The 16,857-nt window shown below is 73.3% G+C and carries 14 protein-coding genes; 7 read left to right on the top strand and 7 right to left on the bottom strand.

Annotated elements, in window-relative coordinates; translation table 11 throughout:
- Positions 1-165: 165 nt before the first annotated feature.
- Positions 166-3,147 carry an AfsR/SARP family transcriptional regulator gene (locus COUCH_RS02960; protein WP_249610568.1) on the bottom strand — a complete coding sequence of 994 codons (2,982 nt, stop codon included), beginning with the start codon at positions 3,145-3,147 and terminating at the stop codon, positions 166-168.
- A 166-nt stretch (positions 3,148-3,313) separates the two neighbouring features.
- On the opposite strand from COUCH_RS02960, the gene COUCH_RS02955 reads away from it, so the two are divergent.
- Entirely contained in the window at positions 3,314-3,835 is a 522-nt protein-coding gene (locus COUCH_RS02955; RefSeq protein ID WP_249610567.1) for a hypothetical protein, read from the top strand.
- Positions 3,836-3,866: 31 nt separating this feature from the next.
- On the opposite strand, the gene COUCH_RS02950 is transcribed toward COUCH_RS02955, so the two are convergent.
- From COUCH_RS02950 to COUCH_RS02940, 3 genes are all read right to left on the bottom strand, one after another.
- Positions 3,867-5,534 (bottom strand): fumarate hydratase, encoded by a 1,668-nt coding sequence (locus COUCH_RS02950; RefSeq protein WP_249610566.1) that lies wholly within the window; start codon positions 5,532-5,534, stop codon positions 3,867-3,869.
- A 59-nt stretch (positions 5,535-5,593) separates the two neighbouring features.
- Positions 5,594-6,895: a PQQ-like beta-propeller repeat protein gene (locus COUCH_RS02945; protein WP_249610565.1), complete on the bottom strand. Its 1,302-nt coding sequence runs from the start codon at positions 6,893-6,895 to the stop codon at positions 5,594-5,596.
- 62 nt (positions 6,896-6,957) lie between these two features.
- On the bottom strand, positions 6,958-7,443 hold the full coding sequence (locus COUCH_RS02940; protein ID WP_249610564.1) for an Lrp/AsnC family transcriptional regulator: 486 nt from the start codon (positions 7,441-7,443) through the stop codon (positions 6,958-6,960).
- An 88-nt stretch (positions 7,444-7,531) separates the two neighbouring features.
- Between COUCH_RS02940 and hppD the strand changes: the two genes are divergently transcribed.
- Genes hppD through hisC form a run of 4 tightly spaced genes read left to right on the top strand, consistent with a single transcriptional unit; the run spans position 7,532 to position 11,664 of the window.
- The gene (hppD, locus tag COUCH_RS02935; protein WP_249610563.1) at positions 7,532-8,686 is read left to right on the top strand and encodes a 4-hydroxyphenylpyruvate dioxygenase; all 1,155 of its coding nucleotides are present in this window, start codon (positions 7,532-7,534) and stop codon (positions 8,684-8,686) included.
- A 10-nt stretch (positions 8,687-8,696) separates the two neighbouring features.
- The gene (locus COUCH_RS02930; protein WP_249610562.1) at positions 8,697-9,440 is read left to right on the top strand and encodes an RDD family protein; all 744 of its coding nucleotides are present in this window, start codon (positions 8,697-8,699) and stop codon (positions 9,438-9,440) included.
- The gene (locus tag COUCH_RS02925) at positions 9,437-10,591 is read left to right on the top strand and encodes an RDD family protein (RefSeq protein WP_249610561.1); all 1,155 of its coding nucleotides are present in this window, start codon (positions 9,437-9,439) and stop codon (positions 10,589-10,591) included. Before COUCH_RS02930 ends, COUCH_RS02925 begins: the two co-directional genes overlap by 4 nt.
- Positions 10,588-11,664 (top strand): histidinol-phosphate transaminase, encoded by a 1,077-nt coding sequence (gene hisC / locus COUCH_RS02920; RefSeq protein ID WP_249610560.1) that lies wholly within the window; start codon positions 10,588-10,590, stop codon positions 11,662-11,664. The genes COUCH_RS02925 and hisC overlap by 4 nt, the downstream gene beginning before the upstream one ends.
- Here hisC and COUCH_RS02915 read toward each other — a convergent pair.
- Positions 11,603-12,862, bottom strand: coding sequence for an MFS transporter (locus COUCH_RS02915; RefSeq protein ID WP_249610559.1), 1,260 nt, complete (start codon positions 12,860-12,862; stop codon positions 11,603-11,605). The two genes, hisC and COUCH_RS02915, sit on opposite strands and share 62 nt — an antisense overlap.
- Positions 12,863-12,905: 43 nt before the next feature.
- Here COUCH_RS02915 and COUCH_RS02910 point away from each other — a divergent pair, with 43 nt between their 5' ends.
- Positions 12,906-14,018: an ROK family protein gene (locus COUCH_RS02910; RefSeq protein WP_249610558.1), complete on the top strand. Its 1,113-nt coding sequence runs from the start codon at positions 12,906-12,908 to the stop codon at positions 14,016-14,018.
- Here the strand turns inward: COUCH_RS02910 and COUCH_RS02905 are convergent.
- Entirely contained in the window at positions 14,015-14,782 is a 768-nt protein-coding gene (locus tag COUCH_RS02905; RefSeq protein WP_249610557.1) for an SMP-30/gluconolactonase/LRE family protein, read from the bottom strand. The two genes, COUCH_RS02910 and COUCH_RS02905, sit on opposite strands and share 4 nt — an antisense overlap.
- 36 nt (positions 14,783-14,818) lie before the next feature.
- Between COUCH_RS02905 and COUCH_RS02900 the strand changes: the two genes are divergently transcribed.
- Positions 14,819-15,730 (top strand): endonuclease/exonuclease/phosphatase family protein, encoded by a 912-nt coding sequence (locus COUCH_RS02900; RefSeq protein WP_249610556.1) that lies wholly within the window; start codon positions 14,819-14,821, stop codon positions 15,728-15,730.
- Here COUCH_RS02900 and COUCH_RS02895 read toward each other — a convergent pair.
- Positions 15,727-16,842, bottom strand: coding sequence for a PQQ-binding-like beta-propeller repeat protein (locus COUCH_RS02895; RefSeq protein WP_249610555.1), 1,116 nt, complete (start codon positions 16,840-16,842; stop codon positions 15,727-15,729). The two genes, COUCH_RS02900 and COUCH_RS02895, sit on opposite strands and share 4 nt — an antisense overlap.
- Between the last annotated feature and the right edge of the window lie 15 nt (positions 16,843-16,857).

Genomic DNA, 16,857 nt, shown 5'->3' with positions numbered 1-16,857 from the left:
GAACCCGAACCTGCCGCGCTGCAACCCCCGGACGATAGCTCGTGAGAGCGATACGACAGCGCGATGAGAGCGCCGGGGAGCACGCTTCACCAGGCCGTTCCGCTCCCGTGCCATCGCACGCCCCCAAAGGGAGCGGAACGGCTACATCGGGGGCGTGCAGCTCGTTCACATCGCGGTGAGCGGGCTGTTCGCGTACGCCGGCTCCAGCTCACTCAGCCGCTGCCGCACCTCGAAGCGCTCCGGTACGCCCACCCGTTCGAAGATCTCGAGCGCCTGCCGCCAGTGCCGCACCGCCGCCTTCCGGTCCCGTTCGACGAGACACGCAGCGAGACCGCTCAAGGCCCGTCCCTCCTCGAGCGGATGATTCGCCCGGCGCGCGGTCGCCAGCGCCTGCCGGTGCAGCTCCACCGCTCCCCGCTCGTCGTCCACCGCCCGCATGGCGAGCCCGAGGTGGTTGGAGTACCGGGCCAGCCGCGGCAGCCACCCCCGCTCGCGACTCATCTCCAGCGCGGTCAGATGCAGCTCGACGGCCCGGTCGGGCCTTCCCCGGGCGAACGCGGCGCGGCCCAGCAGGTTGGTCGACTCCGCCTCCTCGGTGTGGATGCGGTGCTCACGGGCGACGGTGAGGGCGGCTTCCAACGCCCGCTCGGCCGCACCGAGGTCGCCGAGATGCAACCGGGCCTGCCCGATGAGGATGAGCGCGCTGGGAACGAAGTACGTGGATCGGCTCTCCGCGAACCATTGCAGCGCGATCCGGCCGCTGCGCAGGGCTTCCCGGTAGCGACCGGCCACGACGTCGCCGTAACCCAGATGGACCCGGAGCACGACCGGCGCGCTCCGGTGGCCCTCGCTCTGCAGCAGCCGGTACGCCCGGTGCCCTTCGCCCTGGCCCTCGACGATGCGGCCGAGCTGCATGAGCACGCCGCTCAGATTGGCTCGAGCGCGTCCCTCGGCCGAGCGGTTTCCGGTGCGGAGCTGGTAATCGAGCATGACGGTGATCCGGCTCAGCGCCTCGTCCGGCCGGCCCAGGACGAAGTACCCGGAGGCGAGGTAGTTGTTCATGATGGCCACGCCGTACTCGTCCTCCGCCTCGGTGGCCGCGGCCAGGCCCTCGGAGCAGGTGGCGACGACGTCGGCGAGGTAGCCGCTCTGGTACAGCAGCCGCCACGAGACGCGGGCCAGCCGCCAGGCCCGGCCCGGCTGTCCGATCGCGGCGGCCGTACGGATCAGCGGGACCAGGTCGGTGCGGTGCTCCTCCGGCCACTGGGGGTCGTCCGTCGCGAGCCGTACGAGCTCGGGCCGGAGCGGCGGCTCCACGATGAGGTCCCGGTGGGCGTAGTCGCTCTCGCGGTCGAGGGCGAGCCGGCTTCCGACCTGCAGGTGCAGGTCGACCAGCCCGGCCAGGGCGTCGTGCACCTCGTCCGGCTCCAGGGCCTCGGCCAGGCCGGCGGCGTACTGGCGGACCAGGTCGTGCAGGCGGTATCGACCCGGCAGCGGTTCCTCGACGAGGTTCACGTCGACGAGATCGTCCAGGACGTCCTGCGCGTCGTCGTTGGACAGTCCCGCGAGCGCCGCGACCGACAGAGCGCCGATGCGCTCCGCCGGGTGCCGGCCGAGCAAGCGGAAGACCCGCTGGACGCGCTCCGGGAGCTGTTCGAAGGACATGGCGAACGCGCGGGCGACCCCGCGGTCCTCGGCGGCCAGCTCGGGCAGCGCCGCGTCGCCCAGCCGCCTGAGCAGGTCGGCCACCCGCCAGCCCGGCCGGTGCGCCAGCCGGGCCCCGGCCAGCCGGATCGCCAGCGGCAGCCCACCGCAGCGGCGCGCCACCGCCATGGCCGCCTCGGGTTCGGCGGCGACCCGAGGTCCGACGATCCTGGCGAGGAGTTCCACCGCGTCCCGCTCGGTCAGCACGGACAACGACTCGGGGTGGCCTCCGTCGAGGCCGATGAGCCGCCGACGGCTCGTGACCAGGGTCAGCGTGGTCGGCGAGGCGGGCAGCAACCTGGTCAGCTGGGAGCTCGACGCCGCGTTGTCGAGGATCACCAATGCCCGGCGCCCCGCGAGCTGCGTACGCCACAGCGTGGCCCTGCCGGCCGGGTCCGGCGGTATCCGTTCGGCCTCCAGGCCGAGCTGACGCAGAAGCGCCAGCAGGGCCGCGTCGGGCGTGAGCGGCTCACCTTCGCTGTGGCCCTGCAGGTCGAGGAACAGCTGAGCGTCGGGATACCTGTCGGTGAGGATCTCCGCCACCCGCAGCGCCAGAGTCGTCTTGCCGCTGCCGGCCATGCCGTCGATCGTCAGAAGACCGGTGTCGGTCGCGGCCCGGAGCAGCCGCTCGATGGTTTCCTCCCGGCCCGTGAAGTCGCCCACCGAGCGCGGCAGGGCGCGGACCGGTTCGGCGCTGCTCGCGGCGCCTGCGGCTGGACCGACGTCGCCGGTCAGGATGCGCCGATGCAGGTCCTGAAGTGCGGCTCCGGGCTCGACGCCCACCTGGTCGTGCAGCAGGTCCCGGGCGCGGCGGTACTCGGCGAGGGCGTCGGACTGCCGGCCGGCCCGGTAGAGCGCCAGCATCAGCTGGGCCCGGAGGCGCTCGCGCAGCGGGTGCTGCTCGACGAGCCCGGTCAGCTCGGGAACGAGGTCGCCCTCCCGGCCCGCTGCGATTTCCAGGTCGATCCAGTCCTCCAGCACGGCGCCGTACTGCTCGTCCAGCACCGCGGCGCGGTACCGCACGGCCGGGCTGTCGATGCCGGCCAGAGCCGGCCCTCGCCACAGGGCCAGTGCCGTCCGGTAGAGGTTCGCGGCGCCCGCCGGCTGGGCTCCGGCCATGGCGCGGGCACGACCCACGAGCTCCGTGAACTCGGCCGCATCGAGCCGGTCGGGACCGGCGGCGACGCCGTAACCGGCCGGATCGGTCATGATCACGTCCGGCGGGAGCACCCGGCGCAGGCGCGAGACGCAGGTCTGAAGCTGGCCCCGGGCGGTCGCCGGGGGCGCGTGGTCCCACACCGCGTCGATCAGCTGGTCCACGCCGACGATCCGGCCCGCGTTCAGCAGCAGCACGGCCAGGACGGTCCGGTCCCGGCCGGCGGTGACGACGACCTCCCGGCCCGCGTCGGTCACCGACAGCGGCCCCAGAATGCCGAATCGCATTCCGTCACCTCGCTCCACCCAGTCCGTACATCGACGGACCCTAACGTGGGGGCGCCACGACAGGACGGGCGCGCGGCCCGGTCGGGAGGGCGTGGGTTGGACGAGGCAGCGGCGCGGAAGTATCGTCCCGAGGGTTTGGACGTCCCCGACGAACAGGATCTTTGTCATGCGACGCGCCCTTCTCGCCGCGACCCTCGGCGGCCTGCTCCTGTCCGGGACGGCCTGCAGCAGCGACGGTGACGCGGAGCCGACGGCCGGCACGACCACCGCTGCCACGGAGGCCGCGCCGACGGCGGCGCCCACGTCGGCCGCGCCGGACTACACGGCGAACACCAGGAAGGTCTGCGCCAAGGTCGTCAAGATCTACAGCGACGGGACCGAGGACTTCGGTACGGAGATCGGCAAGATGATCGCCTACAAGGAGGCGAAGCAGGCCGACAACGCCCAGGCCGCGGAGAAGGCGGCGGGCAAGGAGCTCCGGGACGTCGGCGCGAAGATGAAGAAGGAGACCGCCGCCGCGCAGGATCCGGAGCTGCGGCAGGCGGGTGCCACCTCGGCAGCCAAGTTCACCAAGAGCGGGAACGACAGCAAGCTGTTCGACAAGATCAAGACCACGAAGGACCTCGACAAGGTCCTTCGGACCGAGCTGGCGAACTGGCTCACCCCGGTCGCCGGCTACTGCGCCTGAGCGACCCGGGCGCGGCGGGCCGCCGCGCCGGTCAGCGGCGGCCGATGCTCAGGACCGGCTTCGTCACCTCGGCGAAGAAGTCGTTGCCCTTGTCGTCCACGACGATGAACGCGGGGAAGTCCTCGACCTCGATCCGCCAGACCGCCTCCATGCCCAGCTCCGGGTACTCCAGCACCTCGACGTGCCGGATGCAGTCCTGCGCGAGCCGGGCCGCGGGCCCGCCGATCGATCCCAGGTAGAAGCCGCCGTGCTCCTGGCAGGCGCGGGTGACCTGCGCCGACCGGTTGCCCTTGGCGAGCATCACCAGCGAACCGCCCGCCGCCTGGAACTTCTCCACGTACGCGTCCATGCGCCCGGCCGTGGTGGGGCCGAACGAGCCCGACGCGTACCCCTCGGGGGTCTTCGCCGGTCCCGCGTAGTAGACCGCGTGGTCGCGCAGGTACTGCGGCATGGGTTCGCCCGCGTCGAGCCGTTCGGCGATCTTCGCGTGCGCGATGTCGCGGGCCACGACCAGCGGGCCGGTCAGCGACAGGCGGGTCTTGACCGGGTACTTGGCCAGCTCGGCACGGATCTCGTCCATCGGGCGGCGCAGGTCGACCCGGACCACCTCGTCGGTCTCCAGCGACTCGTCGGTGACGTCGGGCAGGTAGCGGGCGGGGTCCGGCTCGAGGCGCTCCAGCCAGACGCCCGACGGGGTGATCTTCGCCAGCGCCTGCCGGTCGGCCGAGCAGGAGACAGCGATCGCGACCGGGCAGGAGGCGCCGTGCCGGGGCAGGCGGATGACGCGTACGTCGTGGCAGAAGTACCGCCCGCCGAACTGCGCGCCGATGCCGAAGTCGCGGGTCAGCTCGAGCACCGCCGCCTCGAGCTCCACGTCGCGGAAGCCGTGGCCGGTCATCGAGCCCGCCCGGGGCAGGTTGTCGAGGTACTTGGCGCTGGCCAGCTTCGCGGTCTTCAGCGCGTGCTCGGCGCTGGTGCCGCCGATCACCACGGCCAGGTGGTACGGCGGGCACGCGGAGGTGCCGATGAGCCGCAGCTTCTCGTCCAGGAACTCCATCATCCGCGCCGGGTTCAGCAGCGCCTTGGTCTCCTGGTACAGGTACGACTTGTTGGCCGAGCCGCCGCCCTTGGCCATGAACAGGAACTTGTACGCGTCCGGCTGGCCGCCCGGGTCCTCGGCGTACAGCTCGATCTGGGCCGGCAGGTTGGAGCCGGTGTTCTTCTCGTCCCACATCGTGAGCGGTGCGAGCTGCGAGTAGCGCAGGTTGAGCCGGGTGTACGCCTCGTAGACCCCGCGAGCGATGGCCTGCTCGTCGAGCCCGTCGGTCAGCACGTGCCGGCCGCGCTTGCCCATGACGATCGCCGTACCCGTGTCCTGGCACATCGGCAGCACGCCGCCGGCCGCGATGTTGGCGTTGCGCAGCAGGTCGAGCGCGACGTACCGGTCGTTGGCCGAGGCCTTCGGGTCGTCGATGATGGACCGCAGCTGGGCGAGGTGCGCGGGGCGCAGGAAGTGCGCGATGTCGTGCATGGCCTCCGCGGTGAGCAGCGTGAGCACCTCGGGCTCGACGGTCAGGAACCGCCGGCCGCCGGGGCCCTCGACCACGTCCACGCCGTCGTCCGCGAGCAGCCTGTACTCGGTCGTGTCCTCCCCGAGGGGGAGCAAGGGCGAGTACGAGAAGGCGGCAGCTCTGCTCATGACGGGCAAGCCTAGGCCAGCGCCGGCCGGACGTGCGAACCGGCGGCGGCCCGGCCGGCTCACGACGCGTAGGGCAGGTAGGCCATGTCGCGCCCGGACACCAGGATCAGGCCGCCGGGACCGGCCGCGAAGACCTTCGCATCGGTCCGGGCCTCGGTCAGCACACCCCCGGTGCGCGGGCTCAGCGCGACGATCCGGCTGGGCTTCACATCAGCGATGATGGCCGCGTACGGCGTCAGCGCCGCGGACGCGCCCGGGTTGACCGTACGGCGCCACGCCACCGATCCCCGTCCGAAGGACCGGGCGCTGACCGTCCGCTCGTCGGTGCTGCGGATGAGGGCGTACGAGTTGTCGACCGCGAGCACCTCCTGCCCCTTCCGTCCGTGCCACAGATCACGCCCGTCGTGCGCGGCGATGAGCTCCGGCCGGCCCACCGGGTCGACGCCGAGCACCACGTCGGAGCCGCCGGCCGGGTCCTTCTCCTGCTTGCAGTCGCTGGACGCGGTCCGCAGGTTGAGCCCGTCGCGCTGCCACACGGGCTGCCCGGACGGCGGATCGTGCGCGACCACGCCGTAATAGCAGGTGCCGTCGCGCGCCTCGCCGGTGACGGTGAGCACCCGGCTGCCGACGACCGCGATGCGCTGGTCGCGCGACGGCGTACGGGTCAGCGCCACCCGCCCCTGCGCGGTGTCGATGATCTGCACCTTGCCGTCGCCCGGCAGCCCGATGAGGTTGGGCAGCGGCCGGGGACCGGCGGCCCGGGCGTCGACCCGGTCGTTGCCGATGGGCTGGGTGTCCGGCAGGTCGGGGTTCGACGCGTTGAGCACGAACCCGATGCCGGGTGTGGGCACCGTCCACATGGGCTTGCTGCCGCGCGGCTCCCAGGCGGTCAGCTCGCACTCACCGGCCGCCGGGCAGCGCAGGTCGAGGACCGCGTCGGCGTACGTCCACACCGCGGTGGCCTCGGTGTCCTTGCGCCGGACCGCCCCGGTCGCCGGGTCGAGGACCTCGTACCCCTTGGTGAGCAGCCGGCCGACGACCACGACCGCGTCGGAGTCCCCGCCGGCCACCCCGGCCCAGTCGGCGTCGGACTTCCACAGCTGCACGCCGGCGGTCAGCCCGTACGCCTCCACCGACGTGCGGTATTCCACGATGACCGCGCCGCCGGTGATGGTGACGCTCTGCGGTGATCCGCCGATCGCCGTCTGCCAGGTCGCGACGCCCGGCGCGATGGGGTCGCTCTTGGTGATCCAGGACCAGAGTTTCGGGAACGGGTTCCACACCCCGGTGGTGGCCAGCACGATGACGACCACGACGCCGACCAGCGCCACGCTCTTCGCCGAGGGACCACCCGAAGCCACGCGGGTACGGTAACGAGATCGACACCGCCCGGCGGTTAGCCCGATTAGTCCGTGTCGATGCCTTATGCGCCGCTGGCGGCCCTGACCAGCGGCATCGTGCGGTACGGGATCTGCTCCGCCAGCGCGATGATCGTCGAGGCCCGCAGAATCCCCTCGTACGCCAGGATGCGGTCGATCACGCGCTGCAGGTCGGCGTTGGACCGGGCCACGATCCGGCACATCAGGTCGCCGGAGCCGGTGATCGTGTGCGCCTCCAGCACCTCGGGGATCTCCGTGAGGTGCGCGGTCACGGCGGTGTGGCCGTACCGCTGGGAGATCTCGAGGGTCACGAAGCTCATCACGCCGAAGCCGATGGCGGCCGGCGACACGTCGGGGCCGAAACCGCGGACCGCGCCGCGGGCGATCAGCTTGTCGAGGCGCGCCTGGACCGTGCCGCGGGCGACGCCGAGGCGCCGGGACAGCTCGAGGACCCCGATGCGGGGCTCGCCGGCGAGCGCGGCGAGCAGTCTGCCATCCAGGGCGTCGAGGTGGACATCTTGTGCAGCCATGATGCGTCCAGACCCTACCGAATGCGCAGACTGACCAGCAGAGATTGTCACTATTGCCTAGCGGTGTGACCTGGCACAACATCTCGTCATGACGCAGATGATGGAACACGCCACGACTACCGACGACGTCTTCCCCGTCAAGGGCGTCGACTACCTCCAGTTCCTCGTGGGCAACGCGAAGCAGGCGGCCCACTACTACTCCACCGCCTTCGGCATGACGTGCGTCGCGTACCGCGGCCCCGAGCAGGGCTACCGCGACCACGCCGAGTACGTGCTGGTCAGCGGCTCCGCCCGGTTCCTGATCACCGGCGCCGTGCACGCCGGGGCGCCCGGCTCCGACCACGTCACCAAGCACAGCGACGGCATCTACGACATCGCGCTCAACGTCCCGGACGTCGACAAGGCGTACGCCCACGCGCTCTCCGCCGGCGCCCGCGGCGTCACCGAGCCGCGCGACGTCACCGACGAGCACGGCACGGTCCGGATCGCCGCGATCGCCGCGTACGGCGACACGATCCACTCGCTGGTCGACCGCTCCCGGTACACCGGCCCGTTCCTGCCGGGCTTCGTCGGGCGCGCCCCGATCGTCGACCGGCAGCCCGCGATCGACGCCGGCCTGCAGCCCAAGCGCTTCTTCCAGGCCGTCGACCACGTCGTCGGCAACGTCGAGCTCGGCAAGATGGACGAGTGGGTGGAGTTCTACGCCCGGGTCATGGGCTTCACCAACATGGCCGAGTTCATCGGCGACGACATCGCGACCGACTACTCGGCGCTGATGAGCAAGGTCGTCGCGGACGGCAGCCGCAAGGTCAAGTTCCCGCTCAACGAGCCGGCCGTGTCGAAGCGCAAGTCGCAGATCGACGAGTACCTCGAGTTCTACGGCGGCCCCGGCGCGCAGCACATCGCCGTGGCGACCAACGACATCATCGCCAGCGTCGACGCCATGCGCGCGGCCGGCGTGGAGTTCCTCGACACGCCGGACTCGTACTACGACGACCCCGAGCTGCGCGCCCGCATCGGCGAGGTCCGGGCCCCGATCGAGGAGCTGAAGAAGCGCAAGATCCTGGTGGACCGGGACGAGGACGGCTACCTGCTGCAGATCTTCACCAAGCCGGTCCAGGACCGCCCGACGGTCTTCTTCGAGCTGATCGAGCGCCACGGCTCGCTCGGTTTCGGCAAGGGCAACTTCAAGGCGCTGTTCGAGGCCATCGAGCGGGAGCAGGAGCTGCGCGGAAACCTGTAACACTGTTCCCGTGACCGAAGCGAACGACGACGCCCCGGCCGCGGGCCGCCCGGAACCCGGGCCGGTCCGCGGCCCGGCGCCGCAGCCGGCCGGCGAACCCCCGGCGGCCGGCGCCCCACCCGCCGGGCCCCCTCCCGGATACGCGGGACCGCCGCCGGGCTACCCGCCGTACTACGGGCCGCCCCAGCAGTACGGGCCGCCGCCGTACGGCCCGCCCGGCTGGCGCCCGCAGCCGGTGCCGCTGAGCCCCGACGGCCGCCCCCTGGCCGACTTCGGGACCCGGCTGCTCGCGTACCTGATCGACGGGGCGCTGCTCACCGCCGTCGCGATGGTGCTCTTCGCGCCGGTCTTCATCTGGCTGTTCACCAGCGTGCTGCCGGACATGACGCCGCAGGAGACGTTCGCCCCGGAGACGCCCGACTTCGGCGGCATCTTCGTCAAGTTCGTGCTGGCCGAGCTCGGCCTGGTCGTGTTCCTGCTGGTGGCGTACTACGTCTACTACGTCGAGATGATGTTCCGCACCGGGCAGACGCTGGGCAAGAAGCTCATCAAGGTACGGGTGATCCCGATCGCCCCGGGCGCCATGCTGACCCGGAGCATGGCGGCCAAGCGCTACCTCATCGAGTTCGTCGGCGGCATGGTCGTGCCGTTCTTCAGCTACGTCGACGGGTTCTGGCAGCTGTGGGACAAGCCGTACCAGCAGACCCTGCACGACAAGGTGGCCGGGACCGTCGTGATAAAGGTTGCGCCATGAGTTCGCTGCCCGCCGGTTGGTACAAGGACCCGGCCGACCCGTCGACCCAGCGCTGGTGGGACGGCGAGGGCTGGCTGGGCAAGGCCATCCCGGCGGACCAGACCCCGCCCGACGGCCCGCCGCCGGCCGAGGAGGAGCCGCCCGCGGCCGCCCAGCCGGTCACCCCCGCCGCGGCACCCGGCACGGCGGCACCCGCCCCCGGCCCCGCGGCGGCCCCCGGCGTGCCGCCGGCACCGGGCGCCCCGCCCACCGACGCGGTCCCGCCGCCCGGCTGGCCCGCGCCTCCACCCGGATGGCACCCCCCGCCCGGGTGGCAACCGCCGCCCGGGTGGCAACCGCCGCCTCCCGGATGGCAGCCGCCCCCCGGATGGCAGCCGCCCCCCGGATGGCAGCCGCCCCCGTCCGGGCAGCAGCCACCGTCCGGGCAGCAGCCACCGCCCGGCGGCTGGCAGGCGCCGCCCGGCTATCCCCCGGTGCCGCCCGGATACCACCTGCCGCCCGGCTATCCCGTGCCGCCGGCCGGGTGGCAGCCGCCGCCGTTCCCGTACCCGTACCCGGTGCAGGCCCGGCCGCACGGCATGGCACTCGCCGGGCTGGGCCGCCGGCTCGTCGCGCGGCTCGTCGACATCGCCGCCGTGCTCGTGCTCAACGTGCTGGTGAACGGCTGGCTCGCGTACCAGTGGTGGCTCGAGGTCGAACCGATCTTCCGGGCCGCCATGGACGAGCCGTTCGCCAGTCCGGAGCCGGCGTCCGTGCGGTCCATGTACCTCATGCTGACGATGCTGTTCGTGACGACCGCGCTGTGGCTCGCGTACGAGGTTCCCGCGCTGGCCAACAGCGGTCAGACGCTCGGCAAACGGCTGCTGCGGGTGAAGGTCGTCAAGCTGGAGGACACCACCCCGCTCGGGTTCGGGCGGGCGTTCCGGCGCTGGGGACGGCTCGGCATGTGGACGCCGCTCTGGAACTGCTACGGCCTGGGCTTCGTGGCGCAGCTGATCGACGCCGGCTCCGTGCTGTTCGACCAGCGGCTGCACCAGGCGTTGCACGACAAGTCCGCGCGCACCGTCGTGGTGGCGGTGCCGCCGGGCCACCCGAAGCAGGCCGAGCCGGCGAAGCCGGAGGCCGCGGATCCCACCGGAGGAAGACGATGAGCAGGCTGACCCGCGCCGACCTGGACGCGCTGCCCGCGTACGTGCCCGGGCGCAACGTCGCCGACCTGGTCCGCGAGCTGGGCCTCGCGGAGGCGATCAAGCTGGCCAGCAACGAGGTGCCCTTCGGGCCGCTGCCCGGCGTGGCGGAGGCCGTCGCGACGGCGGTCACCCAGTCGCACCGCTACCCGGACATGGGCGTGGTGGAGCTGCGCGACAAGCTCGCCGACCGGTACGGCGTCAGCCCCGACCGCATCGTCACCGGCTGCGGTTCGGTCGCGCTCGCCGAGCACCTGGTCAAGGCCACCTGCCTGCCCGGCGACGAGATCGTGTACGCGTGGCGCTCGTTCGAGGCGTACCCGATCATCTCGGCCGGCGCGGGCGCGACGAGCGTCCGGGTGCCCAACACGCCCGGCCACGGCCACGACCTCCCGGCGATGGCCGACGCGATCACCGACCGGACCCGGCTCGCGATCGTGTGCAACCCGAACAACCCGACCGGCACCAGCGTGCGCCGCGCCGAGCTGGACCGCTTCCTCGACGCCGTACCGAACGACGTCCTGGTGGTGCTCGACGAGGCGTACCGGGAGTTCGTCACGGACGACCAGGTGCCCGACGGCCTGGAGACGTACGGCGACCGGCCCAACGTGGTGGTGCTGCGCACGCTGAGCAAGGCGTGGGGCCTCGCCGGGCTGCGGATCGGCTTCCTCGTCGGCCAGCCGGAGGTCGCCGCGGCGATCCGCAAGGTGCTCACCCCGTTCTCCACCAGCCTGGTGGCACAGGCCGCGGCGCTGGCCGCGCTCGACGCCGAGGACGAGGTCCGCCGCCGCTGCGCCATCGTCATCAGCGAACGCGAGCGGGTCACCGAGGCGCTGCGCAAGCTGCTGCCGGACGTGCCCTCGAGCCAGTCCAACTTCGTGTGGCTGCCGCTGGGCGACCAGGCCGCGGCGTTCGGCGCGGCGTGCGAGAAGCGCGGCATCATCGTCCGGCCGTTCCAGGGCGACGGCGTCCGCGTCACGATCGGTACGCCCGAGGAGAACGACGCGTTCCTGGCGGCGGCCGAAGCGGCCCTGTAGCGGGCTCGGCTGCCGGCACCGGCAACCGGGCCGGGAACGTGCGGCGGGCGAGGGCCACCACCACGCCCGCCGCCACGGCCGACAGGGCGGCCAACGCCGGCAGCCGGCCGAGCAACCCGGCGCTGACCAGCCGCTCGCCGACGAACGCGCCGCCGCCGATGCCGATCTGGAAGGCCACCACGTAGGCGGCCGAGGCGGCGTCCCGGGCCCGCGGGGCGACCCGCAGGATCGTCGCCTGCAGCACCACGGGCAGCGCGGTGAAGGCGCCACCCCAGGCCAGCGCCGCGAGCACGGTGACGGCGAGGCCGGGCACGGGTGCGAGCAGCGCCAGCGAGCCCGCGATGACGGCGATGAGCCCCAGCAGCACCGCGCGGGGCCGCCGGTCCACGAGCCGGCTCACCACCCAGTTGCCGAGCAGGCCCGCGACGCCGTAGCCGAGCAGCAGGGCGCTCAGCCCGAGCCCCTCCAGCCCGCCGGCCCGCCGCACCAGCGGGGCGATGTACGTGTACGCCGCGAAGTGCCCGACGACCACCACCGCCGTGAGCAGGCAGACGACGGCGACCGGGCCGGACCGGATGATCCGCACCGCTGCCCGCAGCTGTGCGCCCGCCCGCGTGGCCGCATCCCGGGGCAGGGCGGGCAACCGGGGCAGTACCGTCAGCAGCGCCACCACGCAGCCGGCCCCGGCGACCGCGAGCGCCCCGAGCGCGACCCGCCAGCCGAGCCACTGGCCGAGCGCCGTGCCCAGCGGCACACCCGCCACGATGGCGAGCGAGTTGCCGAAGAACACCACGGCGGTGGCGCGCCCGGCCTGGCCGTCGGGGACCAGCCGGGCGGCGACCGGCGCGATCGTGGACCAGAACACGCCGTGCGCCACCGCGCAGATCAGCCGGGAGAGCGCAAGGATGAGGAAGGTGGCCGCGAAGGCGGCCGCCACCTGGGAGAGCACGAAGATCGCGAGGGTCGCGGCGAGCAGCAGGCGCCGGGGGATCCGCATGGTGAGCGCGGTCAGCGGGACGGTGGTCACGGCCGCCACGACGGCGTAGCTGGTCAGCAGCAGCCCCACGTCCGCCTCGTGGACCGCGAGCCCGGATGCGATCTGCGGGAGCAGGCCGACCGGGATGGTCTCCGCGGTGACGTAGACGAAACAGGACGCGCCGAGCACCACGATGGCGCCGCGATGGTGAAGCTTCACCATCCGACAATATGCTCTTACATAGAGCATAAGAAGGGGGAACGGTGTGACGACGCGCGCGACCGAGCTGCTGCGGGTGGTGCACGCCCGTCCCGGGGTCACCCGGGCGGACGCGGCCCGGCTGATCGGCGTCGGCACCGGGGCGACCACGGAGCTCGTCGGCCGGCTCGGGCAGGCCGGGCTGCTCGCCGAGCAGCCCGCCGCGCCCAGCGGGGCGCGCGGCCGGCCCACCACCTCGCTGATCCCGCACCCGCGCGGGCCGCTGATCGCCGCCGCCTCCATCACCCACGAGGCCTGGCGCGTCGACGTCGTCGAGCTCGGCGGCGGCACGCTGGCCACCGTGCGCGAGGAGGTCGGCGGCCGCGGCGGCGGGGAGGTGGTCGCGGCTATCGGTACGGCCGTGACGCGGCTGCGCCGGCAGTACGGCGACCGCATCCGCGGCATCGGCATCTCGGCGCCCGGCACGGTCTCCCGCGACCTCGTGCTGGACGCCAGCAACCTGGGCTGGCACGACGTGGACCTGGCGGCCGCCTGGCCCGGCGCCGAGATCTTCGTGGCGGGCAACGACGCGACACTGGCGGCGTCGGCCGAGTCGCACCGCGGGGTGGCGGTCGGCGCGTCGGTCGCGCTGCACCTGCGGATCGAGGCGGGGCTCGGCGGCGCGGTGGTCAACGGCGGCCAGGTCCTGGTGGGAGCGCTGGGGGCGGCCGGGGAGTTCGGGCACATGCCGTTCGGGGACCCGGCCGTGGCGTGCCCGTGCGGGGCGTACGGCTGCTGGGGCACCGCGGTCGACGGCTCGGCGCTGGCCCGGCTGCTCGGCCACGACCAGCCCCGCGACCCCGTCTCGTACGCCCGCCGCATCATCACCGCACCCGATCCGGAGCCGGCGGCCGCGACGGCGACCGTGGCAGCCGCCCTGGGCCGGGGCATCGCGGGCCTGGTCAACGGGCTCGACCCGGACCTCGTGACGCTGGGCGGCCTGGGCGCCGACCTGCTGGCCGCGGCACCGCAGGCGCTGGAGGAGGCGTACCGGGCGGGGCTGATGGCCTTCCGCCGGGCGTCGCCACCGCCGGTGCTCGCCGCGGCACTGGGCGACGACGGGCCGCTGGCGGGCGCCGCCGAGGAGGCCTGGACCGCCCTGCTGGCGAGCCTGGTCTAGAGGTCGATCGCGACGAGTTGACCCTGGGCTGTGGCGCTCGGGTAGACGGCGGTGACGGCGTACAACACACCGTCGCAGACCACGCAGTCGAAGCCGCCCCGGTCCAGCGGGATCCGGCGGAGGACCTCGCCGCCCTCGCGCACGAGGACACATTCCCTGTTCGGCACGTCGGCGTACCAGACCTGGCCGGGTGCCGGAACGCAGATGCCGTCGGGCGCGGCGTTCTCGAGGGCGGCCCAGACCCGCCGGTTGTGCAGCCCGCCGTCGGGTGCCACGTCGAAGGCGGTGAGCCGGCTGCCGTGCGACTCGGCCACGATCAGCGTGTCGCCGTCCAACGCCATCCCGTTCGGGAAGTCGAGGCCGCCGGCGACCTCGCGGGCCTCACCCCGCGGCGTGACCCCGGTGATCGTTCCCGGTCCGGGCGGACCCGCGTAGAAGTCGTACCCGATGTTGTTGACGAAGACGTTCCCGGCGCGGTCGACGGCGATGTCGTTCCACGGGTAGGGCGCCTCGAGCCGGACGAAGGCGCCGAGCGTGCCGTCCGGTTCCTCGCACAGCAGCGGACCGCGCCCGGTGATCACGACCATCCGGCCGTCCGGCAGCCAGTCGATGCAGAAGGGGAAGTCGGCGATCCGTGCGACGGCCGTCGCGCTGCCGTCGGAGAAGCGCGCGATCTGCCCTGTTCCCCAGTCGCAGAACCAGAGCCGGCCGTCGTGCCAGCGCATCGACTCGCCCAGCGACAGTCCGTCGATCAGTACGCGCATCGCTCGATCCTAGAGTCTGTTTCGTACCATCCGGCGGTGCGCCGGCGAGGGTTCGGAGTGGTGGCCGCGGCAGTCCTGGTCGCCGCTGTGCTGGCCGGGCACCGGCTGATCCCCGACGTGGGCGGCAGCCCGGGCAGCATCGTGGAGACGTTCCTACCATGGCTCGGGCTCAGCGTTCCGGTGCTCGCGGCGCTGGGCTGGTGGCGGCGGCCCCGGGTGGCGTTGCCCGCGGTCCTGCTGCCGCTGATCGCGTGGCTGGGGCTGTTCGGGCCGGTGCTGCTGCCCGACAACGCGGGGCAGGGTCTGGTCGCGGTGCAGCACAACGTCAGCGACGAGAACCGCGACCCGGCCGGGACGGTACGGGAGCTGCTGCGCGTGTCACCCGACCTGGTGGCGCTCAGCGAGGTGCTGCCCGAGGCACTGCCGGCGTACGACGCGGCGTTCGGGACGGCGTACCCGCATCGCGTGGTGCACGGGACCGTCGCGCTGTGGTCGCGTTACCCGGTCGCCGAGGAGGGCGCGCTCGACATCCGGCCGCGGGCGTTCGGGCCGGACTGGAATCGTGGCCTGCGCGCGGTCGTCCGCACCCCGTACGGCGACGTCGCGGTGTACGTCGCGCACCTGCCGTCCGTACGCATGGGCGTCAAGGGTTTCGCGGCGACGCCCCGGGACGAGAGCGCAGCCCGGCTCGGCGAGGCGCTGGGCGCCGAGCCGCTCGGCCGGGTGCTGCTGCTGGGCGACCTGAACGGCACGGTCGACGACCGCGGCCTGAAGCCGGTGACCGCGCGCTTGAGCACGGCCCCGGCGTTCGCGTTCAGCTGGCCCGCGCGGGCGCCGGTGGCCCGGATCGATCAGATCCTGGGCCGCGGGCTGACCGTGACGTCGCTGTGGTCGCTGCCGCGCACGGGCAGCGACCACCTTCCGATCGCGGCGCGGATCACCTTCTAGATCGCCGCGATGACGGAGGGGTCCGGGAGGTAATAGTCGTCACCCTGCAGCCGTTCGACGACCACGTACGAGTCCGTCAGCTGCCACAGGTGCGGCTGCCACGGCTCGGAGCGCTCCCTCTTGACGTACATGGGGAAGGCGGCGGTCTGTGTGCCGGTGCGCGCGTCCAGCACCACGATCCGCCGGTCGGGGGTCAGCAGGACGACCTTGGTGCCGCGTACGCCCAGCACCTGAGCCGCGCCCGTCCAGCGCCAGGTCGCCGACCCCGACGCGGTCACCGCACCGCCGGACGCGGTCAGCACGAGGGTGCCGCCCGCGGTCGCCCCGGGCGCGTCCAGGGCCGGCGTACGCACGGGTCCGGGCCCGCCGGTGAGCCAGCCCTGTCCGGCCGCGTCGCGCAGGCCGGCGCACCGGGACCGGGCGACGTCGCAGCCCACCGGGGCCGACGGGCCCACCGGCCAGCTGCGGACCGCCTCGCCGGAGGTGACGTCCCAGGCGCCCGCGCCGCAGACGAACTGGCCGCCGCCGGTGACGAACGGCGTGACGCAGCCCCGCGGGAGGGTGATCGTCCAGCGCGGCGAACCGTCGGCGGCGGAGAAGGCGAGCACCTTGCCGCTGTCGCCGACGAGGACGGCCGGGCCGACGACGTACAGGCCGGGCGGGGTCCAGACGGCGGTCGCCCCGGTGCGGTCGGTGAAGGGTTCGCCGGCCGGGCCGTGGGCACGCCAGGCGACGGTTCCGGTACGCCCGTCCAGCGCGACCAGCTCCCCGTCGGCCCACCGGCTCACCACCGTGCTGCCGACCGCCACGACCCCGCTGAGCCGGGCGGGCCAGCGCCGGTACGACCACAGCGGGGTGGTCGTCATCTTCTCGTCGACCGGCCCGTCGGCCTTCACGAGGCGTTCGCCGGCGTACACCCGGATGCGGTCGTCGACGATCAGCGGGGCCTGTGTGACCTTGCCGGTGGCGCCCGGCGGCAGGGCGGCCGCGACCGGGTACGCGCCGGTCGCCGGCTCGAGCACCTCGGCCGGGCCGAGCACGCGCCAGCCGATCAGCCCCGCGGCGGCCAGCACGACGAGGGCGGCGAGCGCGCGCAGCAGGTTCCGGGTCACCCCCGGGACAGTAAT

Source organism: Couchioplanes caeruleus, assembly GCF_023499255.1.
In the GTDB taxonomy this organism is placed as follows: Bacteria; Actinomycetota; Actinomycetes; order Mycobacteriales; family Micromonosporaceae; genus Actinoplanes; species Actinoplanes caeruleus_A.
The sequence above is the reverse complement of the archived record's forward strand: the minus strand, read 5'-3'. Positions and strand labels throughout refer to the sequence as shown.